The sequence below is a fragment of the Thalassospira lucentensis genome (genome assembly GCF_032921865.1).
Classification (GTDB): domain Bacteria; phylum Pseudomonadota; class Alphaproteobacteria; order Rhodospirillales; family Thalassospiraceae; genus Thalassospira; species Thalassospira lucentensis_A.
Map to the genome: position 1 here is coordinate 853,538 of NZ_CP136684.1, position 23,812 is coordinate 877,349.

Annotated in this window: 23 protein-coding genes and 1 tRNA gene; 7 read left to right on the plus strand and 17 right to left on the minus strand. The window is 55.6% G+C overall.

The window, feature by feature from the left end; translation table 11 throughout:
* Positions 1–9: 9 nt before the first annotated feature.
* Both R1T41_RS04595 and R1T41_RS04600 read right to left on the minus strand, forming a co-directional pair.
* Positions 10–471, minus strand: a complete 462-nt coding sequence (locus tag R1T41_RS04595; RefSeq protein ID WP_317340276.1) for a methylmalonyl-CoA mutase — start codon at positions 469–471, stop codon at positions 10–12.
* A gap of 135 nt (positions 472–606) precedes the next feature.
* The gene (locus R1T41_RS04600; protein ID WP_317340278.1) at positions 607–1,269 is read right to left on the minus strand and encodes an NnrU family protein; all 663 of its coding nucleotides are present in this window, start codon (positions 1,267–1,269) and stop codon (positions 607–609) included.
* A 214-nt stretch (positions 1,270–1,483) separates the two neighbouring features.
* Here R1T41_RS04600 and R1T41_RS04605 point away from each other — a divergent pair, with 214 nt between their 5' ends.
* The gene (locus R1T41_RS04605) at positions 1,484–1,924 is read left to right on the plus strand and encodes a GcrA family cell cycle regulator (protein ID WP_062948182.1); all 441 of its coding nucleotides are present in this window, start codon (positions 1,484–1,486) and stop codon (positions 1,922–1,924) included.
* Between the two features lie 95 nt (positions 1,925–2,019).
* Here R1T41_RS04605 and R1T41_RS04610 read toward each other — a convergent pair whose 3' ends face one another.
* Positions 2,020–4,002 (minus strand): bifunctional 2',3'-cyclic-nucleotide 2'-phosphodiesterase/3'-nucleotidase, encoded by a 1,983-nt coding sequence (locus tag R1T41_RS04610; protein ID WP_209220409.1) that lies wholly within the window; start codon positions 4,000–4,002, stop codon positions 2,020–2,022.
* 167 nt (positions 4,003–4,169) lie between these two features.
* The gene (locus tag R1T41_RS04615; RefSeq protein WP_097052071.1) at positions 4,170–5,456 is read right to left on the minus strand and encodes an MFS transporter; all 1,287 of its coding nucleotides are present in this window, start codon (positions 5,454–5,456) and stop codon (positions 4,170–4,172) included.
* 138 nt (positions 5,457–5,594) lie between these two features.
* Here R1T41_RS04615 and R1T41_RS04620 point away from each other — a divergent pair, with 138 nt between their 5' ends.
* From R1T41_RS04620 to R1T41_RS04630, 3 genes are all read left to right on the plus strand, one after another.
* Complete coding sequence (locus tag R1T41_RS04620) at positions 5,595–6,386, plus strand: helix-turn-helix transcriptional regulator (RefSeq protein ID WP_317340281.1); 792 nt, start codon at positions 5,595–5,597, stop codon at positions 6,384–6,386.
* 29 nt (positions 6,387–6,415) lie between these two features.
* Positions 6,416–6,775 (plus strand): GFA family protein, encoded by a 360-nt coding sequence (locus tag R1T41_RS04625; protein WP_317340283.1) that lies wholly within the window; start codon positions 6,416–6,418, stop codon positions 6,773–6,775.
* A gap of 219 nt (positions 6,776–6,994) precedes the next feature.
* Entirely contained in the window at positions 6,995–7,918 is a 924-nt protein-coding gene (locus tag R1T41_RS04630) for a DMT family transporter (RefSeq protein WP_317340284.1), read from the plus strand.
* Between the two features lie 46 nt (positions 7,919–7,964).
* Here the strand turns inward: R1T41_RS04630 and R1T41_RS04635 are convergent, their stop codons facing one another.
* The 3 genes from R1T41_RS04635 to R1T41_RS04645 all read right to left on the minus strand — a co-directional run bounded on the left by R1T41_RS04635 (position 7,965) and on the right by R1T41_RS04645 (position 11,426).
* Positions 7,965–8,855 carry a 2-dehydropantoate 2-reductase gene (locus tag R1T41_RS04635; protein WP_317340286.1) on the minus strand — a complete coding sequence of 297 codons (891 nt, stop codon included), beginning with the start codon at positions 8,853–8,855 and terminating at the stop codon, positions 7,965–7,967.
* Between the two features lie 81 nt (positions 8,856–8,936).
* A complete protein-coding gene (locus R1T41_RS04640) occupies positions 8,937–10,160 on the minus strand; it encodes a CaiB/BaiF CoA-transferase family protein (protein WP_317341564.1) in 1,224 nt (407 codons plus the stop codon).
* 75 nt (positions 10,161–10,235) lie between these two features.
* Positions 10,236–11,426 (minus strand): acyl-CoA dehydrogenase, encoded by a 1,191-nt coding sequence (locus R1T41_RS04645; RefSeq protein ID WP_297204824.1) that lies wholly within the window; start codon positions 11,424–11,426, stop codon positions 10,236–10,238.
* Between the two features lie 224 nt (positions 11,427–11,650).
* Here R1T41_RS04645 and gcvA point away from each other — a divergent pair, with 224 nt between their 5' ends.
* Positions 11,651–12,547 carry a transcriptional regulator GcvA gene (gcvA, locus tag R1T41_RS04650; RefSeq protein WP_114109603.1) on the plus strand — a complete coding sequence of 299 codons (897 nt, stop codon included), beginning with the start codon at positions 11,651–11,653 and terminating at the stop codon, positions 12,545–12,547.
* A gap of 17 nt (positions 12,548–12,564) precedes the next feature.
* On the opposite strand, the gene R1T41_RS04655 is transcribed toward gcvA, so the two are convergent.
* From R1T41_RS04655 to R1T41_RS04665, 3 genes are all read right to left on the minus strand, one after another.
* Positions 12,565–14,010, minus strand: a complete 1,446-nt coding sequence (locus tag R1T41_RS04655; protein WP_097052080.1) for a hypothetical protein — start codon at positions 14,008–14,010, stop codon at positions 12,565–12,567.
* Positions 14,007–15,137 carry a hypothetical protein gene (locus R1T41_RS04660; RefSeq protein WP_231858119.1) on the minus strand — a complete coding sequence of 377 codons (1,131 nt, stop codon included), beginning with the start codon at positions 15,135–15,137 and terminating at the stop codon, positions 14,007–14,009. Before R1T41_RS04660 ends, R1T41_RS04655 begins: the two co-directional genes overlap by 4 nt.
* Before the next feature lie 311 nt (positions 15,138–15,448).
* A complete protein-coding gene (locus tag R1T41_RS04665) occupies positions 15,449–16,606 on the minus strand; it encodes a homogentisate 1,2-dioxygenase (RefSeq protein ID WP_209220416.1) in 1,158 nt (385 codons plus the stop codon).
* Between the two features lie 236 nt (positions 16,607–16,842).
* Here R1T41_RS04665 and R1T41_RS04670 point away from each other — a divergent pair, with 236 nt between their 5' ends.
* On the plus strand, positions 16,843–17,235 hold the full coding sequence (locus R1T41_RS04670) for a GFA family protein (RefSeq protein ID WP_317340291.1): 393 nt from the start codon (positions 16,843–16,845) through the stop codon (positions 17,233–17,235).
* Positions 17,236–17,247: 12 nt separating this feature from the next.
* Here the strand turns inward: R1T41_RS04670 and R1T41_RS04675 are convergent.
* The 4 genes from R1T41_RS04675 to R1T41_RS04690 form a co-directional block, all read right to left on the minus strand.
* Positions 17,248–17,324, minus strand: a tRNA-Arg gene (locus tag R1T41_RS04675).
* 142 nt (positions 17,325–17,466) lie between these two features.
* On the minus strand, positions 17,467–17,991 hold the full coding sequence (locus tag R1T41_RS04680; protein WP_062961209.1) for an acyloxyacyl hydrolase: 525 nt from the start codon (positions 17,989–17,991) through the stop codon (positions 17,467–17,469).
* Positions 17,992–18,073: 82 nt separating this feature from the next.
* Positions 18,074–19,036 carry a prolyl aminopeptidase gene (gene pip / locus R1T41_RS04685; RefSeq protein ID WP_317340293.1) on the minus strand — a complete coding sequence of 321 codons (963 nt, stop codon included), beginning with the start codon at positions 19,034–19,036 and terminating at the stop codon, positions 18,074–18,076.
* A 73-nt stretch (positions 19,037–19,109) separates the two neighbouring features.
* The gene (locus R1T41_RS04690; RefSeq protein ID WP_317340295.1) at positions 19,110–19,859 is read right to left on the minus strand and encodes a hypothetical protein; all 750 of its coding nucleotides are present in this window, start codon (positions 19,857–19,859) and stop codon (positions 19,110–19,112) included.
* 266 nt (positions 19,860–20,125) lie between these two features.
* Between R1T41_RS04690 and R1T41_RS04695 the strand changes: the two genes are divergently transcribed.
* Positions 20,126–21,607: a M48 family metalloprotease gene (locus R1T41_RS04695; RefSeq protein WP_317340296.1), complete on the plus strand. Its 1,482-nt coding sequence runs from the start codon at positions 20,126–20,128 to the stop codon at positions 21,605–21,607.
* Positions 21,608–21,661: 54 nt separating this feature from the next.
* Here R1T41_RS04695 and R1T41_RS04700 read toward each other — a convergent pair whose 3' ends face one another.
* The 3 genes from R1T41_RS04700 to fdxA all read right to left on the minus strand — a co-directional run bounded on the left by R1T41_RS04700 (position 21,662) and on the right by fdxA (position 23,694).
* Positions 21,662–22,468, minus strand: a complete 807-nt coding sequence (locus R1T41_RS04700) for a hypothetical protein (RefSeq protein ID WP_317340298.1) — start codon at positions 22,466–22,468, stop codon at positions 21,662–21,664.
* Between the two features lie 92 nt (positions 22,469–22,560).
* A complete protein-coding gene (locus R1T41_RS04705) occupies positions 22,561–23,061 on the minus strand; it encodes a CarD family transcriptional regulator (RefSeq protein WP_062948226.1) in 501 nt (166 codons plus the stop codon).
* 297 nt (positions 23,062–23,358) lie between these two features.
* Positions 23,359–23,694 carry a ferredoxin FdxA gene (fdxA, locus tag R1T41_RS04710; protein ID WP_114109593.1) on the minus strand — a complete coding sequence of 112 codons (336 nt, stop codon included), beginning with the start codon at positions 23,692–23,694 and terminating at the stop codon, positions 23,359–23,361.
* Between the last annotated feature and the right edge of the window lie 118 nt (positions 23,695–23,812).

Genomic DNA, 23,812 nt, shown 5'->3' on the forward strand with positions numbered 1-23,812 from the left:
ACCGGTCCGTTATATATGTTGCGCAACCCGGTCTTCTTCAATCTCAAGGATGTACCCGACCAGCGCTTCGCAATCCTCTGTGCCCAGATGTTCAAGATCGAAGACAAAATCAACATTGTCGCGCGCCGGATCGTCGGTTTTTCCGACGATGCCGAATTTGATATATTCCGCATCAAGCGCGGCCAAGGACGATATCACATCGGCAACCCCCACCCGGTCTTCGGCTGTCAGTGACAAGCGGATCAGAACCAGAATATCGGCATCGCAATCAACAGCCTGACGGGCAATCGATTGTGCATCGGAATTTTTCGGTGCGATATCAACGTCAAACCCGCCATCGGCAAACAGGGTTGCGACATGCTTGTGATGGGATTCTTCCACCGAAGATGCCGTCGCCAAAAGCAATCTGGGATGTCGGCCTTCCATTTCGGCAAAACGGGCAAGATTGGTCGCAAGTTCAGGAGACGTCATAACACCTCGCAGAAATAATCTGTCCGGGGCGGACAATTGGCAGCCCAGTATCCCAATGATATTCTGGAACTTCAAGCATTGCCGCGAGTTTTTCTGCATCGCTTCGCGCAAGCGCGATATGCCCGACACCGCTGCTCAGCCGCCCATTGTGGCTAAGGGATCAACTCCGATCACATGGGGATGAGCCCACAGGATGACGATATAAAGTCCGATCCCCAACACGATATCGCGCCAGCCAAACGCCCCCTTGGCAATTCCCGTCAGGTCAAACCGCCGAGTCCCGTCAAGGATTGCCTTATATTCCGCATCATCCATATGTCGGACGCGGATTTTTTCCATCCGCCAGAACCCCGCAATAGCAAAAACCGTCGCCCCGCCAAAGAACATGAACGCCACCAAATCGCCATTGGGCAGGATATGACCAAGCCCCCACAACATCATGCCCAAAAGCAACGGATGGCGCGTAAACCGGTTGATCCCGGGATGTGCCGGATCAAAGCCCTTTTTTCGTCCGATCGACAGCGGACAGGGTTGAATAATTGCCGTTGCCCACAAAATACAGGCGGGCAGCATCAGTGTTATTGTCACGTGATTTTGCCAGATTTCGTAGGGCCAGAGCGCAATGAAGTCTGCATTCTGCACTTCATAAATCACCCATCCCAATAGGAACAGCGACGTGATCGAGAACGTTACGATATAGGCCCTATGACCGATCCTTGCCGTGATCCCGCCACGCAAAAGACCGGGCACGATATGCCCCGCCATAAAGACCACAACCGAAACGAAAAACCATGTCAAATGACGATCTCCCCTTTACATTGACGCGCTGTCATGCAAATTGCGCATCTTTCCGCGTGCGCAAAGCCGGTCGGCAAACTGGCCCGAAATGGCTAAGACCCTTGCGCCGCGTGATATTAGCGGATACGTCTGTATCCCTGTTTGACTTCGGACAATAAGCACCTGCCTATGGATTTTCCACCGGGCAGACAAAGAAACACGGAATATACTCGAAATGAGCTGGACGCCGGAAAAGATTGAATTGCTGACCTCGCTCTGGAATCAGGGCTGGACCACAGCACGCATCGGTGAAGAACTGGGTGTTGGCAAAAACGCCGTCGTCGGCAAGGCTCACCGCCTTGGCCTGCCCAAGCGCCCCTCCCCGATCCAGCGTCGCGCCGAAGAAAGCGAGCCGAAAAAGGCCCCCGCACCCAAGGTACAAAGCAAAGGCATCAGTATCTTTGATCTGGGTGTCGGCATGTGCCGTTGGCCGTTTGGCGACCCGGGCGATGAAGATTTCCATTTCTGCGGCAAAAAAATTGTGCCCGGCAAACCCTATTGTGACGAGCATTGCGCTGCTGCTTATCTGAACGGGAAAAACCCGCGCGAAGATGGCCCGCGGAACGTTCCGGGCCGCCCGAATGCACCGCATATGTCGCACGGCGCCAAAAAATAACGGTTTCCGCCGGTCAATCAGACCAGCCGGTAAACGCCGAATGAAAAAGCCGCCCTCTTTCGACGGGCGGCTTTTTCTTTTGCGATTAGGCGATCCTATTTCGACTGAAGGACATATTGGGCAAAGCCCGCCTCATCCTCGCCGACAAAGCTGATATTGTCGGGCGCATTCAGGGCCGACGATGCCTTGGGGCTCGTCACGAACGTTACCTTGGATGCCTCACCGATTGGTGCCAGGCTCCAGTTGCCATCGGCCTTCGGATCGATTTCCTTTTCCTCAAGGATGTAATTCGCCAGAACCGTTCGGTTTTCATCCGGGGCTTCGATAATGATGGTCGATCCGTCCAGTCCCGGGAAATTACCGCCGCCGCTTGCGCGGTAATTGTTGGTCGCCACAACAAAATCCTGATCATCGGCAACAGGCTTGCCATCATAGGTCAGGTTGATAATGCGGTGCGCATCCTTGTTCACCACTTCGCCCGATGCGTTATAGCGCGCGGGCTGTGTCACATCGATCTGGTAATTGACCCCGTCGATGACATCAAAGTTATAGGTCGGGAATGTCTCGTTGATCAGCGGCTGTTCTTCAGTGCTGTTCGGATCGATCTGATTGAACTGCACGGCCGACATTTCAAGCCATTCACGCACCTGCGCACCATCAAGCAACACCGCGCGCAACGTATTGGGATAGATATAAAGATCAGCAACGTTTTTAAGCGCGATCTTGCCTTGGGGGATATCGGTGAAATATTCCGGGCCGCCACGGCCGCCGGCCTTGAAGGGTGCACCCGCCGACAGGATCGGCATGCCGTCATATTCGGATCCCTTCAGGATGCGTTCCAGATACCATTTCTGCGCATTGGTCACGATCTGGATCGACGGATCATCCGCCACCAGCGCAAAGAAGCTGTTGATCGGCGTTGCTGTCGTACCGACACCTTCGCGCATATAGGCAATTGTCGCCTCATGCTCTTCTTTCACCGCCTCGATCACTTCCGGATCGGCATCGACCAGCGGCGTGATATCGCGCCCTTCGCGGTGATAGATCGGACGTGCTTCCGAAAGGCTGTCTGTCACCTTCCATTCACCGGCATCATTGACCGAAAGCGTCAGATCAATAACGCCAAGATGGCTACCCCAAAAGCCCGGCATGACGGCAGCCACACCATTGATCGTCCCCTTGGCAAGGTCAACACCATCAATATCGGCATAGGTATCGGACGGGAAAACCGTATGGGCATGGCCAAACAGGATGGCATCAATGCCGTCAACCTCACTCAGGTAAAAGGTCGCGTTTTCCTCCATGCCTTCGCGCGCCAGAGTCGACAGACCGGAATGCGGCACCGCAATCACGATATCCGCACCCTTTTCGCGCATTTCGGGCACGTATTTTCTGGCCATGTCGACGATGTCTTTGGTCACGACATGCCCTTCGAGATTGGCCTTGTCCCACTGCATGATCTGCGGCGGGACGAACCCGATTACGCCGACCTTTGCCTTGTGCTTTTTGCCGTCGCTATCGGTAAATTCACGATCAAGGATCACATAAGGCTGGAAATACGGTTTGTCATTTTCCGCATCAGCGTCACCGTCATCGGCAAAGACATTGGCACTGACATAGGGGAACTTGGCGCCTGAAAGACTTTTGCCAAGAAAATCGAGACCATAGTTGAATTCGTGATTGCCGATATTGGCCGCGTCATAACCCAGCAGGTTCATCGCCTTGTAAACCGGGTGGACCTCGCCCTCTTTCAGGCCGTGGCGCTTGGCCATGTAATCGCCAAGCGGGTTGCCCTGGATCAGGTCGCCATTATCAATCAGAACGACATTTTCCGCTTCGCCCCGGGCATTTTTCAACAGGGTCGCGACCTTCGCCAGACCAACCGTGTCAGACTCGCCGTCGCGATAATAATCATAATTGACCAGATGCGTATGGATATCGGTGGTTTCCAGAATGCGCAGCGATACCGTGCTGTCGGCCAATGCCGTACCACTGGCAAGCGCCACGGTCAGGGATAAAACAGATCCCGCAAGGACACGACCGACAAAGGTGCGACTGATCGGACGAAAATGTGACATGTGACTGGTTCCTGTTGAAGCGATGCTCATGCTCGAATTTATTATTGTTCGTTTGGTCAGGTTTTGAAGATTTTGCGAAAATACCAAGGCAAACACAAACAAAAACACCCGCACAGGATGGCGGGCGTTTTCAGGATTGAAATTCTGCGCCAGGACGGAACCGCTTTCTACTCCGCCGGCCGCAACATCGGCTGGTGGGATTTGTACCCCATCACCACCTCGTTCCCCGGTTCCGGATCGTGGGGCACATTCAGCGCCAGGATCAGCGAAACCGCCGCCATCGCCGCCCCTGACAGGAACACCGCCGATGGCGATATCAGCCACAACATCCCGAACGCCACCGGGATAAACACCGCGGCAATATGGTTGATCGTAAAACTTACACCGGCCGTCGATGAAATATCGGCCGGATCGGCGATCTTCTGGAAATAGGTTTTGATCGCAATCGCCATCGCAAAGAACAGATGATCGATGACATAAAGCGCCCCGGCCAGCTTGTCGTTTTCGACAAAGGCATAAGACACAAAAACAATGAACAGACCGATATATTCAAATGTCAGCGCCTTGCGTTCACCCCATTTGCCAATCAGTTTCCCGATCTTGGGTGCCAGAACCATATTGATCGCATGGTTTAACAGGAACAGAAGCGTGATGGTTGCGGCGTCATAACCAAACTTCTCGACCATCAGGAACCCGGCAAACACCGTGAAAATCTGGCGGCGCGCCCCACTCATGAAGGTCAGCGCGTAATAAAGCCAGTAACGTTTGCGCAGGATCAGCTTCTTGGTCTGCGGGTGGGCATCGGCAAATTTCGGAAACGCCATCCATGCAAATACAGCGGCGATAACCGTCAAGGCCCCGCCAAACAGATACACATACCGGTATTCAACATTCAGCAATTCCAGCATCGCCCAGACAATGCCAAACATCACCAGCGATGCGACCGATTTCGCCGAAAGCTGCCGGCCCATCACCATCGCGGTGCGTTCCTTTTTCACCCATTGCAACGACAATGCCTGCTGCATGGTTTCAAAATAATGGAACCCGATCGACATCAGAACCGTGGTGCAATAAAGCCCGACGACAGTGGGGAAATAGCCCGAAATCGCCACCCCGATGCCCAGCACCAGAAGCGAGATCAGCGCAAAGGTCTGCTCGCGCAGGATGATCAGCACAAAAATCGCGGTAAAGGCCATAAAGCCCGGAATTTCACGCAACGACTGCAAAATTCCGATCTCGCGGCCGGTAAAATCCGCCATCTCGACCGAAAAGTTGTTCAAAAGCGCCATCCAGGTCGAAAATGACAGCGGCATCGCCGCCGCCATGAAAATCAGCAGCACCTCCGGGTTGCGCCATCCCTTGTGCGCAACAGCCGCACCCGACAGATCGGGATTGCCCGGCACCTCGATGGGGGCGGCGTGGGTGCTTGTTTCCGGTGGTAAATCCTTGGACATGATGTCTCCCCGCACGGAACCGGTGGCAATCGGGGCACGTGCTTTTATCTGTTTGATTGGAATGTCTTCAAACTAGCGTTGCGGCATACGTCTGTCTTGCGATAATCTGCCATCATATATTGCAAACAGGACATTCTCATGGATGGATCACGGGATATCTCGAAATATCCGCAACATTCCCGTCCCCGGCCCGATCATTTGCCGCGCCCGGTTTATGTCCGCATGAGCGACCTTCCCGCCGGTTACAGTATCGGCGCGCACAGTCACGACTGGCATCAGCTGATTTTTGCCATCGAAGGTACCATGACCGTCACCACCGCGGCTGGCATCTGGGTCGTCCCGCCCCAACGTGCGGTCTGGGTGCCGCCCGGTGTTGAACATGCTGTCGCCCATGCCACCTTCACCCGTGCGCGCCATATCTATATCGATAAGAATGCACCGGTTGAATTGCCTGATCGCTGCACCGTACTGGAAGTAAGCCCGCTTCTGCGCGAACTGATCCGGGCCGCGACCGAAATCCCGATTGAATATGACGAAGCCGGTTCGGATGGTCGGCTGATCCACGTGCTGCTTGATCAGCTAAAACCACCCAGAAACGATAACCTGCATCTACCCGCCCCCAAGGACCTGCGTCTGGCGCGCATTTGCGAACAGTTGCAGGCCAATCCGTCCGATAACCGGACTCTTGATGAATGGTCACGTGATTGCGGTGCGTCGTCACGCACCTTGGCCCGGCTGTTTCAACGCGAAACCGGCATGCCGTTTCGCGACTGGCGGCAAAAGCTGCGCCTGCTTTACGCGCTTGAAAAACTGGCCCATCATCGACCGGTTACCGAGGTTGCCCTTGATCTCGGCTATGAAAACACCTCGGCCTTTATCGCAATGTTTCGCAAGGCAACCGGCAAAACACCGGGCGGATATTACCGGTAACAAATAAACAGAACAGCAGGAGGAAACCCATGAGCGAGAAATCATATACCGGCGGCTGCCAGTGCGGTGCCGTGCGCTATGCGGTCGACAAACTCGATCTTGACCACACCATCACCTGCAATTGTTCACGCTGCCAGAAACTTGGATCGGTCCTGGCCTTCACGCCGCGCGATAATTTCGTGCTGAAATCAGGCGAAAGCAATCTGACCGAATATCTGTTCAATGCCAGAAAGATCAGTCACCAGTTTTGCAAAACCTGCGGCATCCAAAGCTTCGCTTATGGCGAAATGCCCGACGGTGCCAAAATGGCCGCGATCAATGTCAATTGCCTTGACGATGTCGACCCGCGCAGCCTGACCCCGCATCAAGTCGATGGCAAAGATCACTAATAGCCCACTCACAATCCTCATTCCCGCGAAGGCGGAAATCCAGGTGGCAGCGCAGGAACACATGACAAGTTGATTTATCGACTGTTCGCGATCCCAACACCGACCACTGAGTTTCGCTCCACCCTGATATGAAAAAAACTCAGTATTTCACACGGCTTATTCGGGTTACTGCTTGATTGGCGGGACATCCTTCCCGCGGAATGCAGGATGATCCCGAAAATGGGCAGTGTATGGTCCGGGATCGGCTTGCGGCTTGCCGCCACCGGTCTGTTTGCAGTGATGAGTTTGTTTGTGCGTCTGGCCTCGTTCGAGGCACCGGTCGGGCAAATCATGTTCTGGCGAAGCTCCGTCGCCCTGATCCCTATTGTCCTGTATCTGATGTGGCGCCGCCAGTTTCCGCGTGGCCTTCGCACCGCCCGCCCGTTCGGTCATCTTAAACGCAGCACATTCGGCCTTGTGTCGATGTTCTTTTCGTTTCTGTCGCTGGCCTATCTGCCGCTCGCCCTCGCCACCGCACTTGGCTTCCTTGCCCCACTTCTGGTGTTGCCGGTCGCGATGATCATGTTGCGCGAAAAGCCCGGCATGGCGGTCTTCACCGCGACCTTTGCCGGATTTGGTGGCGTGTTTCTGATGCTGTGGCCGACATTCTCGACACCGGGCATTGATACAGGTGTGCTGATCGGCATTGGGGCCGGTCTTGCCATGGCAGTCACCACCGCCTTTGCCAAGGTCCAGATCAAGGCCTTGACCAGTACCGAATCATCAGGCACGATTGCATTTTATTTTGCCGTGATCTGCTCGCTTGGCGGGTTGCTGACCCTGCCGTTTGGCTGGGCCGATCCATCGCCTGAAATCCTGATGTGGCTGATCGGGGCCGGACTTACCGGCGGTCTTGCCCATATTTTCATGACCGAGGCACTGGCACGTGCGCCCGCATCCACATTGGCAGCATTCGAATATACAGCAATGATCTGGGCCCTGCTGCTTGATGTCACGGTGTTTGGCCTGCTGCCCGAACCGGTTTCCCTGTTTGGTGCCTTCCTGATCGTGCTGGCAGCCGCCATCGTGATGTTTGGTGATCGGCTCGGTGTGCCGGTCCCCAAACCCGATATCGCCGCGGCACAGGCCAAGCAGGCGGAATAACGCGGACAATCCGGAAAATGACCGGTCGACTCATCGGATGCCGGGATCAGTCCCGGCGTTCGCGCAACTTCGTCATCGCATGCAGTGCAAGATTGGTCGGTGTTGCAATGCCAAGCTCCGTCCCCTTGCGCACGATATAACCGTTCAGGAAGTCGATCTCGCTGGTTTTGCCGCGCGCCAGATCCTGTGCGGTGGATGAATATTGCCCCGGCATGGTTTCGGCGATCTTTTCAATCGCACCCCAGACGTCACCGGGCACCGTCACCCCGCATCCCTTGGCCACCGCAAGGCATTCATCAACCGCATTGCGCATGACATCCCAAATGCCTTCGCCCTGCACCAGCGCGCCGTAGGGCATCTGCGATATTGCCGATAACGCGTTATAGGCACAGTTCAAAATCATCTTGGCCCAAAGTGCACCTTCGGCATTGTCCGAAATCTCGACCGGGATATGTGCCGGGCGCAGGGCCTCGGCGACTTTTTCACTTTGCGCAGACGTGCCGATCACCAGTTCGCCGCGCCCATGATGTTTGACATGCCCCGGACCTTCCATGCTGGTCGCGACATAGACCACCGTCGGGATCACCGGCATGCCGATCACGGCAGATAACCGTTCGGCATTATCAACCCCGTTCTGAAGACTCATCACGATGGTATCAGGGGTCAGAAACGGCTTGATCTGCGTCCCGGCATCGCTGGTATCAGTCGATTTGACACAGAACAGAACCAGACCTGCACCGGCAATCGCGCTGGCGTCCGAACTGGCGCTCATTTCAATATACTGCTGTGTTCCACCAAATTCCAAAAGCAGTCCGTCGCGATTGACGGCATCAACATGGGCAGGCCGCCCGATCAGGGTTACATCATGCCCGGCACGCGCCAACATCGCCCCGTAATAACAGCCAACAGCCCCCGCCCCCATCACCGCGATTTTCATGTCCGATATCCTGCCTTGAATGAATGTTGCTGCCGATACCTTTTCATACCGGCGGGCATTCTGCCAAGCAGGAAGGTGGCATCAGATAATCCCGGCTTCGCGCAATTTGGCAATCTGCATATCGCTAAGGTCCGCGACCTTGCGCAGGATTTCATCGCTATGCTGGCCCAGCATCGGCGGGGCGGTTTCACCGGCAATCGGTGTTTTGGAAAATTTGATCGGATTGGCAACCGTCGGCACCTTGCCCGCCGTTGGATGATCAAGGTACCGCACCGTATCGCGATGTTTGACCTGCGGGTTATCAAACACCCGATCCAGCGTATTGATCGGGCCACACGGCACATTGGCCGTTTCCAGAATGGCAATCCAGTCGTCGGTGGTTTTCATCACCATCGCCTGACGGATTTGCGGCACCAGCGTTTCGCGGTTTGCCACCCGTGACCGGTTGGTGGCATATCGTGCGTCATCGGGCAAATGCTCGATCCCGGCAACGTGGCAAAAGCTTCTGAACTGGCTGTCATTGCCGACCGCAAGGATGATGTAACCATCCGCTGTCGGGAACGCTTCATAGGGCACGATATTGGGATGCGCATTGCCAAGCCGCCCCGGAGCCTTCCCGGTTGTCAGGAAATTCATCGCCTGATTGGCAAGGATCGCGGTCTGCACATCCAGCAATGCCAGATCGACATGCTGTCCCTCGCCCGTCGCATCGCGGTGGTGCAGGGCTGCCAGAATACCAATCGTCGCATAAAGCCCGGTAAAGATATCGGCAACCGCCACCCCGACCTTCATCGGCTGCCCACCCGGGTCCTGATCCGGGGCACCGGTGATGCTCATAAGCCCGCCCATCGCCTGGATCATGAAATCATAACCCGGCCGGTCCTTGTACGGGCCATCCTGCCCGAAGCCGGTGATCGAACAATAAACGATCTTGGGATTGATTTCCGATAACGATGCATAATCCAGCCGGTATTTGGCAAGGCCACCGACCTTGAAATTCTCAATCACCACGTCGCATTCAACGGCAAGTTTATGCAGGATTTCCTGCCCCTCGGGCTTGGTCATATCAATCGTCAGCGACTTTTTGCCGCGATTGGCCGACAGGTAATAGGCCGCCTCGCTGGTATCGTTACCTGTAACGTCCTTGGCGTAGGGCGGGCCCCAGCCGCGCGTGTCGTCGCCCGCACCCGGACGTTCGATCTTGATCACCTCGGCACCCATATCGGCCAATGTCTGACTGGCCCAAGGCCCCGCCAAGACACGCGAAAGATCAAGCACACGAAGTCCAGAAAGCGCGCTGGTCATCATTCCATCCCAGGATCGTCATCAAAAAGGAAAAAGGGCGACACCAAAGATTGGTGCCGCCCGTCATCGAAGTCCTTAGCCCTCGGCGCTAAACGCCTGAATGCCGGTCTGGGCACGGCCAAGGATCAGGGCATGCACATCATGCGTGCCTTCATAGGTATTGACCGCCTCAAGGTTCATCGCATGACGGATGACATGGAATTCATCGGCAATGCCGTTGCCGCCATGCATGTCACGGGCAACACGGGCAATATCAAGCGCCTTGCCGCAGTTGTTGCGTTTCATCAGCGAAATCGCCTCGGGTGCAGCGGTTCCGGCATCGAGCATCCGGCCAAGCTGAAGCGCGCCCTGCAGACCAAGGGCGATTTCGGTCTGCATGTTCGCCAGTTTCAACTGGATCAGCTGATTGGCGGCCAACGGACGGCCGAACTGTTTGCGATCAAGGGTATATTGACGTGCTGCATGCCAGCAGAATTCAGCAGCCCCCATCGCCCCCCATGAAATGCCGTAACGTGCCTTGTTCAGGCAACCGAACGGCCCGCCAAGGCCCTTGGCATTTGGCAGCATGTTTTCCGCCGGGACAAAGACGTTATCCATAACGATCTCGCCGGTGATCGACGCACGCAGCGAAAACTTGCCTTCGATCTTTGGCGCGCTCAGACCCTTCATGCCCTTTTCAAGGATGAAACCGCGAATGACACCTTCGTCATCCTTGCCCCAGACGACAAACACATCGGCGATCGGGCTGTTGGTGATCCACATTTTCGATCCCGACAGGGTGAAACCACCATCGGCCTTGCGGGCGCGGGTTTTCATGCCGCCCGGATCGGACCCGTGGTCCGGCTCGGTCAGGCCAAAACAGCCGACCCATTCACCGGTCGCCAGTTTCGGCAGGTATTTCTTGCGCTGTTCTTCACTGCCATAGGCATAGATCGGATGCATCACAAGCGAGCTTTGCACCGACATCGCCGAACGATAGCCGCTATCAACACGTTCGACTTCGCGCGCGACAAGGCCATAGGCGACATGGTTGACACCCGGTCCGCCGTATTCTTCTGGGATGGTCGGGCCAAGCAGGCCAAGTTCGCCCATCTCGGTCATGATTTCGCGGTGGAAAATCTCGTGCCGGTTGGCTTCGAGAACACGGGTCTGCAGGTTTTCCTGACAATAGGCGCGCGCCGCGTCACGGATCATGCGTTCTTCTTCGCTCAGCTGATCTTCAATCAGCAGCGGGTCTTCCCAGTGAAAAGGTGCGCGGCTTGCCATCGTCCTGATCCCTTATGAAATTTTTGAAACCAAAGCAGGGATGACACCATAGAAGGGCGAGACGGCATCATCCCTGAAAGCTTATCGCTTCTGGGCTAAAGCTAGGGATTGGCAGGCAAGCTTGCAAATGATAAATCGGATATAGTTTATGCGTAAAACTCATGAACTAGCGATAACAAGCCCAGATAAAGTGCAAATATCCTCATATTTCGAGCAATTAGATCATGAGCCGCCGCATCCCGAGCCTGAAAGCGCTGAGTTGTTTTGAGCAGACCGCCCGCTTTGGCAGCGCATCACGCGCGGCCGAGGAACTTTACCTGACACAAAGCGCGGTCAGCCGACAGATACAGGGGCTTGAAGACTGGCTGGGCTGCAAGCTGTTTGCCCGCCAGAAACAACGCCTCGTCCTGACATCAGAGGGCGAAAGCTATCTGCAGGCGATCCGCCCCGCACTGGATCAGCTTGAAACCGCGACCCTGACCTTCCTGTCGGGCGGAGCCGAGGGCGGGGTTCTGACCATTGCCGCCCCACCGACTTTCGGGTCACGCTGCCTGATCCCGCTGCTGCCCGATTTTCGCAGCACCCATCCCGACATTGTCATCAACTTCATTTCGCGGATCGGCATCCCCGATTTTGACCGTGAACAGATCGACATTGCGGTTCTGTTTGGCGATGGAAACTGGCCGGGGCTGGATGCGCATTTGCTGCATGGCGAGGAAATGGTGCCGATCTGTAGCCCGAAGCTGATTGAGAATCTGGATTATTCACCAAAACCAAATAATCTTCGTGATTATTCACTTTTACACATAGCCACCCGCCCGCGTGGATGGAGCGACTGGCTGACCGCAAGTGGCCTTACCGATATTGATGGGGAAAACGGTCCGAAGTTCGAACATTTCACGATGGCGATGCAGGCTGCCATTGCCGGCCTTGGCGTGGCCTTGCTGCCGACATTCGCCATTGAGGACGAACTGGCCAATGGACGGATTGTCGCACCGTTTGGTCCGCCGCGCGCAAGCCCGTTTCATTATTACGCCACCACCCCGACCGGCCGTGCTCGCAACCCGAAAATCCGGGCTTTCATGACCTGGCTTGATCAGCGCAAAAATCAGGAAGCATAAAAGAAGAAAAAGAGCGACTAGCTTGCCTTTTTGCCCTGAAGCGCGCGCAGCGCGTTCATACCGCGACGGCGCAGCAGATCGGCTTCTTCGGGGCCGTCGATGATTTCAAGAAGACGGACAATCGCCATCAGGTTGCGCTGCGCATTATCAAGTTCGTCAGCATCAAGCCGTCCCATGCCATCCACGCCGGCACGGCCAATCTGGTTCAGCTTTTTCTTGAGCTCGACCACCGCCTTGGTTGCCGAACTTTGGGCCGCCAGAACGTGGGAAATGCGCGCCGTTTCAGCAATCGCCTCGGCCGATTGTTCAGCGGCAAGAACCTTTTCCTCGTCAAAGGGCTGGGCGAAAATCGGGCGCACACCCTGACGGCCGGAACCCGGCCCCTGCTTGGTTTCAAGCAGCGGCAGGGCATCGATGATGCGATCCGGACTGGCGCCAAACATGGTATTGGCCATCGCCTTGGATACGCGACGACGCGTTTCCAGCAATTTCTCGCCCCAGCGGCCATCCTTGCGGATATTAAACTCGCGCGTGATCCGGGTGAATTCGGACGCATACCAGCGGGCAAGCGACAGGATGTGATGCTCGCCCTTGCCAGTGCCGATACCCTGTTCGATCTCGGTCACGGTTTCGGCCAGAAGATCAATGATCAGATCGCCGGTGGTCGCCAGATTGGTGCTGGAAATTGTTCTGTCGTCGGCCTTGCTCGATAGCACGCGGATCAGTTTGAAAAGCTCACTCGGACGCAGCAGACGCGCCAGAACCGCCAAAAGATAAACCGGTTCGTATCCCGGTTTTTCCTGCGAGATCTCAATAAACCGGTCGCGCAGCCAACTGATATCGGCCGTGCCCAGACTTCTGATCGGGGCCGATGGGAAACGTTTGCGCATCTGGGTGATTTCTTCGGCAACGTTCAGGATTTTGCCGATTTCCTCAAACGCACGAAGATGACTGCGCGAACCAAGCCGCGTTGCCAATGCACGTTCGGTTTTCACCCCATTAAGCGAATTCTCTATTTCCTGCGCAATACAGACCGACGCCAGTTTCCACATCCGGCGTTCAGCCTGTTCGAGCATATCCTGATCGCGCTTGGCAGCCGCCTTTTCGATATCGGCAATCGCCTTGGTCATTTCAGGACCACCGGACGTTTCGACCACCTTCCAGATCGGCATCAGTGATGAACGGCTGATGCGAATGCTTTTTTCCGCAGGTGGTGCCGACGTTAGCAAATCCTCAAACGGATCGCAGAACTGGCGCATCGGAGTTGGATATCGTTCCGGTTTTAACGATGCCAGACGCGGACGCAGAATTTGCAAAATCTGTTCATGGGGCAGCGGTAGCTTGGGGTCGGCACGGTCACTTTCGATCGCACGTGTAAAACGCGCGATTTCCGAACTGTTTAACGATTCAAACAGATCGCCAAGCTGGGAAACACCCATATTTGCGGCATTTTCAACCTTCACGCCGACTGCCTCCGGAACCGCTCCAGCCGGTCAACCATATCGGCGTCAATTTCACCACTGCCCAGTTTGCGCAACTCGGACGCCCAAAGCATCTGGTTAACACGTACATCGACCCAGAATTCATATTCAAGTTTCTCAAGCTCTTCGATTGGCAGGACCGGTGCGAAACTTGCGATTTCCTCGACAATCTCGCGCTGGCGTGCCCTGTCATGCCCGGGGCGTGACCGCCACAAATCAATCAGTTCCTGCCATCCGTCAAGTACCCACCACAACCGGCCTATATCCTTTTGCAGATCGTCCCTGGCTTTGGACCAGTCTTTGAGAACCTTGCCAAGTTCATTATTCCACAAATCGATTTTGCGCAGCACCCGCACCGCATGATCGTTGGTTGCGCTGGCGGCATTGATCACACGGGTCGCCATGAAACGGAAATCTGACTGTTCGGAAATCGACCATTCCTCAACATCACCGGCAAGTTTCTGCAAACCCAGCGCAAGAAGGCGAAGCGGCCCTTCACAACCTTCGATCCCAAGGCCGACCGGCGCGCTCAGGACGCTCCACTCGCCAAGGGTATCAATGATCGAATCGTTTTCCAGACCGGCTGACGCCGCAAAGCGGTTCAATGCCTTGCGTGCGCGTATCTGGCCTTCCATCGTCAGAAGGTCTTCGCGTTTCATGTCCTGAACGTCATTACCGCCAAGCTGGCGCAATGCCTGATACAGCAGGGTCAGTTGCCCGAGTTCGCGCGCGGCTTTTTCTTCCTTGTTGCCGGTAATCCCGGCACGCGCCAGCGCAACACCGCCAACACCGGTTACCGCCACCGCACGCGCATGTTCGCGCACAACTTCCGGGGTGAATTTTTCAAGCGTGATCAGGCGGTCAAACAGCATCCGGTCATGAACCGACAGGTCAAAAACCTCGCGCAGGGTTTCAAGCGGCATTTCATAGGTACCAAGCCCGCCCGAAAGCCCCGGCAGACTGACAAGCGTGCGACCGCTTTGGCCAATCAGCACACGGGCATAACGCAGGCTTTTGGTCGTGAAAGGTGTCCGCACACCACGGGTAACGAATGACGCGGGCAAACAGGACAGTGCATCCGGCTGACCTGCACGACCAGAAGACGACATGCTTGCGTTATTATTTGCTAATTGCTGTTTGGTCATTCTCGGCTTTGATCAACCCATCCCGACAAATTCTATTCGTTGGCCATCTGCGCTGTCAGGTTTACGCCACGAGTGCCGCTGCCAAGCTTATACTATCGCGCAAGCCAGTCCATGACAAAGGAACCGGCATTTTGCAGATAAGCAGATTACCGGGACATGCTGATGAAACCCTTAACGTTCCGGATAGGTCAAACAAATCCGAAGATCAATGCCGAATGGTCACAAAAGTGCAGAAAGCCGCCTTGAAACAAGCACGTGCAACCATGAGCATGGCATCACAGTGTTTCTTTCGCCTTTTCCCACGTGTTGACATAGGCCTTCCATTCCGCGCCGTCCGGAATGCTTTCGTCAATATTAACCATTTCCGCACAATCAATCATCACCGCCACCTCGTCGGTTTCGACCGGCACCCTGATCATGGTTTTCTGATACGAACATGGATGCGGTCCATGCGGGAAGCCGCTGGGATGGAAGGTTGCCATGCCCGGCTTGATATTGCCCCGGCTGTAGAATTCACCCCGGTGATAGAAGATGAATTCATCGAAATCCTCGTTCGAGTGATAGAACGGCACGCGAAGCGTCCCTGATTCACCTTCGCCAATTTTCGGCACAAAGGTACTGATGGCAAACCGGTTGGCGACAAAGGTACTGTGTGCCGCGGGCGGCACCGGCTGGCCCGGTTGGCGGTCCTGTCGCAAATCGCGCCAGTTCAGCCGCACGACACTAAGATCCCCCTGCCAGCCCACCGCATCCAGCGGGTTATAGGGATAGGTCAGTGTCGAAATCGCATTGCGACGCTTGATGTGAATTTCCCAATAGGCCTCGTCCTGCTGGGCGCGGAATTTATCGTCAATTCGTGGCACTTCAAAACGGGTCGGATTGATCGATGGATGACCGGCTGACTGGGTTTCGTTTGGCAGGCCAAAGGCATCATTGGTTGCCTCGACAAACAGGAATTCCGATGGTTCGGATGCCTCGAACCGCCAGGCCGTACCGCGCGGCAGCAGGATGTAATCCCCATCACGATAGGGCATATGACCGTAATCGCAATAAAGTGCACCGTTGCCGTTATGCACAAAGGCCAGCGTATCACCATCGGCGTTACGCGCCAGCGCATGCATTTTACCATCCAGCCGCCAGTAACGGACTTCCATCACCGCATTATGCAGAATGCGGCGCGCCTGCAACGGGCAATCCGGCCCGGCGGCCAACTTGTTCAGATCGAACGCCCGCGGTCGAAGCGGCCCTTCGAACGAGGCCCAGCCTGCCGGTGGGTGTTTATGATAAATGTGGGCAGATGGCCCAAGGAACCCGTTGCGTCCTATTTCGCGTTCATGAACGGTAACGGATGGGGAATTTGTTGAACCTGCGGCATTCTTGGACGCTGCAACGCAATTGCCTTCGCTGTTCGGAAGACGAATCCAGTTCTTCACCTGACACCTCCCGGCCGGATCGGCCATATGAAAGGGCTTGTCGGATTTGCCCGTTATATAAGGATATGTGCAGGCCCGGAGATTATTTCAAGGCGTGCAGGAAATTGCAAAAATACAACTTTTCGCTGCACCGGCAACAAGGAAGCCGTCAGGACGAAAATCGGCCGAAATCGACAATGGACGCCCGCGTGACCAAGGCACTAAACTTCCCGCTCCCTGATTGACTGGAGAAACCTATGGATAAAATCACCGGTGGCTGCCTATGCGGCAAAGTCCGGCTTGTGGCAACGGGAAAGCCGTACCGGGTTGGCCTGTGTCATTGCCTTGATTGCCGGAAACATCACGGCACGCTTTTTCACGCATCGGCGGTTTATCCCGAGGATGCGGTAACAATCGAAGGTGACGTCCGCGATTATCAGGGGCGCTATTTCTGCCCGACCTGCGGATCATCGGTTTTCGGGCATAGCGGGGATGAAATCGAAGTCAATCTGGGCGCGCTGGACGCACCCGATCAGTTAAAGCCCACCTACGAACTTTGGACGATCCGACGCGAAGGCTGGCTGCCGGAATTTCCGCTTGCGAAACGCTATGAACGGGATCGGGAAGGTACGGGTCGTTCTGAAGAGTAAGGCAAAAGGGGATGGTGCGCCCGACAGGATTCGAACCTGTGGCCCCCAGATTAGGAATCTGGTGCTCTATCCTGCTGAGCTACGGGCGCACTTTATCGGCAAGAGGCATTCAATTAGCAGCTTCGATAGCTGCGATCAATCCGGCAGCGAACCAAATTTGCCCTTCATTGACCAGAAACGCAAAAAGCCCCGTCATCTGCGGGGCTTGGTGCATCGTTCCAAACGCGCAGATCAGTTAAAGATCGCGTCGATCGGAATCGCATAGGTCAGAGACAGAATTTCCGTACCCGGGTTTTCGTCGCCGATGCTGGCATTCGAAATGTGGGCAATGCCGAGGCTCAGACGTTCGCGGCTGTCAAAGCGGAAGCCAAGCTCAAGGCCCGAACGGAATTCGATCCAGTGACCAAGGTCTTCGCCGTCACCCTGGTGATAGGCACCGACCGAGGTATAGATGCTTGAAACGAAGTGATCGCCCCAAAGCACATCCATCGCAATACCGCCATAACCGTGTGCCGCCTTGTCGCTGGTGACCATCAGGCCAGCAATCGGGCGGGCAACGCCAAACATCGCATGCTGGAAACGGTAATCAAGACGGAATTCAGCCGCCTCGTCATCCTGCGTGATATCAACCATCCCGGTCGAAAATTCCAACAGGCCACTGTCATTGTTATTTCCAAGAAACTGCTGCGCATGTGCAGCCCCTGCAAAGCCCGCCACCAATAGCAGGGCCAGGATTTTCCCCAAAACCAACCGCATCAACTTAGTCCCCTCTAAGATCATGTCGAGCGTATACTACCCAACCGTATGATATAGACAACAAAACAATGAACCGGCTGTTCTAGTTTTTATCAAATCCGGTGCCATTAAAGGAGTTCGTGGCGCGCACAAGTTCACGCACGATCCCCGGCTCACTTGCCGCGTGACCGGCATCCTCAACGATATTCATTTCAGCATCCGGCCATGTCGCGAGCAAATCAAACGCGGAAACCGGCGGGCAGACGATGTCATAGCGGCCCTGAATGATCCGGGCGGGCAAATGACGAATGCGATCCATATTCTGAAGTAACTGGTCGGGCGTGAAGAAACCCTTATTGACGAAGTAATGATGCTCCAGCCGCGCCAGCGCGAGTGCGATCCCGTCGCTTTCGAAATCCTCGACCAGACTGTCATCGGGAAGCAATGTGCAGCAGGTGGCCTCATAGCCCGACCATGCACGCGCCGCGGCAATGGCAGCAGCTTCGCCTTCCTTACCGGCAAAGACATCACCAAATCGCTTCAGCAGGGCAGGACTTCCGGGATTGCGATCAAACCCCACAGCCGCAAGGAATTTCTTCTCGGCCTCGGCAAAGATTTTGCCCATGCCATCCATGAACCAGTCGATTTCCTGATCCCGGCACAGGAATATCCCGCGCAGGACAAAGCCCAAGGCACGTTCCGGATGGGCCTGCCCGTAAGCCAGCGACAGCGTCGATCCCCACGAACCACCAAAGACCAGCCATTTATCAATACCGCGATCCTCACGAAGCGCTTCGATATCGCCGATCAGATGGTCGGTCGTATTGTTTTCAAGACTGCCGAACGGACGGGATTTACCGGCACCGCGCTGATCATGCAGGATCACCCGGTATTTTTCGGGATCAAAGAAGCGCCTCGACTTGGGCGAGATCCCACCCCCGGGGCCACCATGCAGGAACACCACCGGAATGCCGTCGGGGTTGCCAAGTTCTTCCCAATAGATTTCGTGCCCGTCGGGCCGTTCCAGCCAGCCGGAATAAGCGGGTTCAATCTCGGGATAAAGCATTGGGGAGCCTCTTGGAATCTATCGTCCCATTCTTCTACACGTCTAAAGTGTTATTGGACAAGTCCAAAGCCGTTCACGGCTGACCGACAGACTGTTCCACACACAGGGACGCCGGATTGGCAAGCTCAAGATAGGGGCCACCGCGGTCTTCGATCAGGCCGCGGACACGGATTTTCTGGCCGACCCAGTCTTCCATATACTGCCCGGTGGCGGCGATCGCGTCACGACGGTCGCGGTCGATCATCACGGTGAAATCGTCGCGCCAGTTGGCACCGAAATTAAGATAACTGCGCCATTCCCGGTCTTCGATACGTTCAAGAATCCCGTCAATCACCGCAAACCGCCCGATGGCCTGCGCGGCATCGGGCAGATCACCCGCCAGCCCCGATGAACCGGCATAATGGTAAGCCGGGTTTTGGCTGGTCGCCCAAAGTCCGGCCTGCTGCGTCATGGCGGATTGTTCGGCTTTGATCAGGGTATCAATCGGGCGGCCGCCTTCGGGCAGAAGGATCACAACCCCCTGTTCCAGAAGCTTTTCCTGCCACAACCCGCCTGCGCCATCCTGCATGTCGGCAACGTGACGCCCGGCAAAATCCGGATTCTGGTCATATGCGACGAGGCCGGTGATGGTATTGGCTGTGCCCTTCATCGCCACAAGCGCGGCATTTTCAAATTCCGGCACAAAGGCGATATCGGCCAGACGCCATAGGATATCGGCCTGCGCGGATGTTATCAGGGCATCAACAGCATCAAAACTTGCCATTCGGACCGGCATGACGGGAAGATCACCGCCACGCGCGCCAGCCCCATCAGCATTGGCCACATCAATTTTGGCAGAACCAAAGTCAGGGCCACATATCCATTCCTGTGCATGCGCGAGGGTGGACGTGACTGCACTCAGGGATGCCGCAAACAGGCACCCTGCAACCCGAACAGCAAAGTTCGCCGCAAAATTTCCCGATTTTTGCGAATAGGTTTGATTGCTGCAAGATATTGATTGGCAAGCCAACACGCGCTACCACATCGTAAGGGATAAAATGGCGTTTCCGGCAAAGGATACGCATCGCGGGCATAAGAGGAAAGACTTCAATGAGCTGGCTTTTTCATCGCAAGACAAGACGATTGGCAACCGCCATTGGCGCACTTGGCCTGATTGCCGCCCTTGCGGGTTGCTCGACCAATCGTGCAACAGGCGAAGACAGCTTTACCGCCTTTATGTCCCCCGAGCAGGAAAAACAGGTCGGGGCCGAGGAACATCCGAAGATCGTCCGCGAGTTTGGCGGCGATTATGATGAAAAAGACCTGCAAAGCTATGTCACGGAAATCGGCAACAAGCTGGTGGCAGTATCCGAGGCACCGGATGAAAAATTCACCTTTACCGTGCTTGATTCACAGGTGATCAACGCCTTTGCACTGCCTGGCGGCTATGTCTATATCACCCGTGGTCTGGCGGGACTTGCCTCGAACGAGGCGGAGCTTGCCGGGGTTCTGGCCCATGAAATCGGCCATGTGGTCGCCCGTCATTCCGCCCAGCGTTACAGCCGCGGTGTCCTGACGCAAATCCTTGCCGGGGGACTGTCGGCTGCCCTTGGCAGTGGCGCGGGCGATATCGTCGGTGCCGGGGCGAATGCCTATCTGAAGTCGTTTTCGCGCGAACATGAATTTGAGGCCGACATGCTGGGCGTGCGTTACATCACGCGCGCCGGATATGACCCGGAAGGCATGGCATCGTTCCTGAAAAAACTGCGTGCCCATTCGCGCCTGCAGGCGAAACTGGCCGGACGGTCACCCGACGAAATCGATCAGTTTGATTTCATGGCCACCCACCCGCGGACCCTTGACCGGATCGAGCAGGCCCACAAAGCCGCCAACGTGACCCCGGTCGCCAATCCCGAAGTCGGCAGCGTGCGTTATATGCGGGCGATTGACGGTATTATTTATGGTGATGGCCCGGATAACGGTTATGTGCGGGGCACTGCCTTTATCCATGTGCCGCTTGATTTCCGCTTTGACGTGCCCGACGGATTTTCAATGATCAACCAGCCCGATGCCGTCATCGCACAGGATGACGGCGGGGCGCAGATCGTGTTTGAAGGGGCGCCAAAGGCCAAGGGTGTCGGACTTGATCAATATCTGGCACGTGGTTTTTCCAGCAAGATCGCGATCACCAATATCGAGAATATCGATATCAACGGTCAGGAAGCCGCCACCGGCTATGCCGACGTCAATCTGAATTCCGGCGGGAAGGCACGCCTGCGTGTGGTCGTGATCCGGCACGGCGAAAACGCCTATCAGTTCCTGTTCATCACACCTCTTAATAAGGTCGATGATTATAACGTGGCGTTACGCCGCACGACATACAGCTTCCGGCCGCTCACCCGCGAGGAACAGCAGAAATACCATCCGCTGCGGATCAAGGTGCGCGCGGTGAACCCGGAATATGACCTGTCGACCTTTGTCGGTCAGATGGCAGTATCACGCGAACCATCCGAAACCTTTGCCGTGCTGAACGGGCTTGAACCCGGCCAGCCACCGGCAACCAATTCGATGGTCAAAGTTGTGATTGATTAAACAAAAAGGGCAGCAAATCCGGTTTGCTGCCCTTTTTATCTGACATTTTTCAAATCAGCTTTCGATGCGATCAATGATCGTGCCATCACGGCCAATCGCAACGGCGATCAACTGACCACCCCGCCCGGCCCCGCCATCAATCGACAGGGTGAATTCGCGTTCCTGCAGGCCGACATTGCCCGGTGCCGATCCGCGCACGATCCGGCGGCAATCGTAATAACGGTCCGTGATGCTTTCAAACATCGACCCGCCCCACCAGAAGGTATCCGTCTGCCCGGTCAGCGGACGCGATCCATCCAGCCCCGCATGAACAAAGATCAGCGATCCATCCGTGGCATAGGCTGCGTGTTTAAGATCAGACAAAAGTGAACTGTGCCCGGGCTTTCTGCGGAAGGCTTCGCCGAACTGGCCGGTCCATTGCGAAATGGCGTGTGCACCCTGCCGCATCAGGGCCTGCGTATGCGACGGATCAAAGCCATAGGCCCGAAGTGTTCCAGCAATGCCGCGCGACAGCATCCAGTCAAATACCTCGCCCGGGTTGGGGGCGAAATGAATCTGCTGCAATTTACTGAGCATTTCTTCGCTCGCACCGCGCAGAAAGGCGATATCGGCGATATCAACACCATCTTTGGCAAGGAAATAGCGGCGGAACAGCAGCACTTCATTGATGGCGCCCGATACGGCCTCGGCCGTGCCATCGCCCCAGTAATTGCCAAGATAGATCAGACGATCACCTGCCGTGATTTTGCCCCGAAGCTTGCCATGAATGGCCTGCAGCGCGGCAAGATCGCCATTGATCGCACCAACGGTCCAAATTTTGTCCGCCGGTTTTATCGGTGCCAGAACTGCGCTCATCGCCATAACGTGCCCAAAATAAACAAAACCGGCCCAAGATTACCTTGTAGGCCGGTTTTTAAAAAGAGGTCTCTGTATAAGAAAGCTGTACAGACGTATCAGGCAGCTTTCTGCAACAGTTTTTCGAGCTTGCCCGATGCCTTGTCCTTGTCGATCTTTTCGATCGCGGCCAGTTCATCAACGAGGCGTTCAAACGCTGCTTCGTAAATCTGGCGTTCAGAGAACGACTGTTCAGGCTGGGTGGCGGTACGATGCAGGTCACGAACCACTTCGGCGATCGAAACCGGATCGCCGGAATTGATCTTTGCCTCGTATTCCTGCGCACGGCGCGACCACATGGTGCGTTTGACGCGTGCACGGCCCTTAAGGGTGATAAGCGCCGAGTCCATCTGTTTCTTCGAGGACAGCTTGCGCAGTCCGGAGTTGCCCACCTTATTGACCGGGACGCGCAAGGTCATGCGGCTCGATTCAAAAGTGATGATGTAAAGGCGCAATTCCTGACCCGCGATTTCCTGGGTTTCCAGGCCATCAACACGGCCAACACCGTGTGCGGGGTAAACAACGTAATCGCCAACAGCAAAGGGCAACTTATCCGACATCAAGCTTCCTTCCGGCCCAAACAGGCCTGGTCATTCAACTGTAACACTATAGACCCAGCGACGCGAAGAGCTTCACACGACCATGCTTTTGGCGAAGTCGCGGTTTTTGACAGGATATAATAACGGAGATCCGACTGCGCGGAGCGAGCCTGCCGAGCCCTTGAACGCGAGTTGCCCACAATAACACAAAGAGCCGGCCTATCACAGATTTTTTCCGTGCGACCGGCTCAATGCAGCCATGCGCCAATAAAATTAGGGCACAAAAACAGTTGTTTTACAGGCGCTTAACGCGTGCGATCAATCACCGGCTCCCGGCGCTTCGCTAAGCAATTCAGTCTTGCCCGACTTGCCATTCCATTCGTCGGCATCGGCCGGTGCATCACCCTTGCGCGTAATATTCGGCCAGACTTCCGCGAATTTGCGGTTGATTTCGAGCCAGTTATCCAGATTCGGCTCGGTATCGGGAATAATGGCCTCGGCCGGACATTCAGGTTCACAGACACCGCAATCAATGCATTCGTCCGGGTGAATAACCAGGAAGTTTTCACCTTCATAGAAGCAATCGACGGGGCAAACCTCGACGCAGTCCTGATACTTACACTTGATGCAGTTTTCTGTCACCACATAGGTCATGGTGTAACTCCGTTCAGGTTGCGAGGCCGTGATGCGGCTGCGCCCGCGCTCGGCCTTGTTCTCTCTCGGGGATTGGGTTATCACGCACGACGCTTGTGTGCAACTCCAATAAAATCCC

Bases quoted from the DNA above. Each gene is read 5' to 3' on its own strand.
- gcvA (WP_114109603.1), top strand. From the start codon at position 11,651: ATGAGCCGCCGCATCCCGAGCCTGAAAGCGCTGAGTTGTTTTGAGCAG.
- R1T41_RS04700 (WP_317340298.1), bottom strand. From the start codon at position 22,468: ATGGCGATGAGCGCAGTTCTGGCACCGATAAAACCGGCGGACAAAATT.
- R1T41_RS04625 (WP_317340283.1), top strand. From the start codon at position 6,416: ATGAGCGAGAAATCATATACCGGCGGCTGCCAGTGCGGTGCCGTGCGC.
- R1T41_RS04605 (WP_062948182.1), top strand. From the start codon at position 1,484: ATGAGCTGGACGCCGGAAAAGATTGAATTGCTGACCTCGCTCTGGAAT.
- R1T41_RS04695 (WP_317340296.1), top strand. From the start codon at position 20,126: ATGAGCTGGCTTTTTCATCGCAAGACAAGACGATTGGCAACCGCCATT.
- R1T41_RS04630 (WP_317340284.1), top strand. From the start codon at position 6,995: ATGGGCAGTGTATGGTCCGGGATCGGCTTGCGGCTTGCCGCCACCGGT.
- R1T41_RS04620 (WP_317340281.1), top strand. From the start codon at position 5,595: ATGGATGGATCACGGGATATCTCGAAATATCCGCAACATTCCCGTCCC.
- R1T41_RS04705 (WP_062948226.1), bottom strand. From the start codon at position 23,061: ATGTCGGATAAGTTGCCCTTTGCTGTTGGCGATTACGTTGTTTACCCC.
- R1T41_RS04645 (WP_297204824.1), bottom strand. From the start codon at position 11,426: ATGGCAAGCCGCGCACCTTTTCACTGGGAAGACCCGCTGCTGATTGAA.
- R1T41_RS04610 (WP_209220409.1), bottom strand. From the start codon at position 4,002: ATGTCACATTTTCGTCCGATCAGTCGCACCTTTGTCGGTCGTGTCCTT.
- R1T41_RS04640 (WP_317341564.1), bottom strand. From the start codon at position 10,160: ATGACCAGCGCGCTTTCTGGACTTCGTGTGCTTGATCTTTCGCGTGTC.
- R1T41_RS04670 (WP_317340291.1), top strand. From the start codon at position 16,843: ATGGATAAAATCACCGGTGGCTGCCTATGCGGCAAAGTCCGGCTTGTG.
- pip (WP_317340293.1), bottom strand. From the start codon at position 19,036: ATGCTTTATCCCGAGATTGAACCCGCTTATTCCGGCTGGCTGGAACGG.
- R1T41_RS04660 (WP_231858119.1), bottom strand. From the start codon at position 15,137: ATGTCGTCTTCTGGTCGTGCAGGTCAGCCGGATGCACTGTCCTGTTTG.
- R1T41_RS04635 (WP_317340286.1), bottom strand. From the start codon at position 8,855: ATGAAAATCGCGGTGATGGGGGCGGGGGCTGTTGGCTGTTATTACGGG.
- R1T41_RS04595 (WP_317340276.1), bottom strand. From the start codon at position 471: ATGACGTCTCCTGAACTTGCGACCAATCTTGCCCGTTTTGCCGAAATG.
- fdxA (WP_114109593.1), bottom strand. From the start codon at position 23,694: ATGACCTATGTGGTGACAGAAAACTGCATCAAGTGTAAGTATCAGGAC.
- R1T41_RS04680 (WP_062961209.1), bottom strand. From the start codon at position 17,991: ATGCGGTTGGTTTTGGGGAAAATCCTGGCCCTGCTATTGGTGGCGGGC.
- R1T41_RS04615 (WP_097052071.1), bottom strand. From the start codon at position 5,456: ATGTCCAAGGATTTACCACCGGAAACAAGCACCCACGCCGCCCCCATC.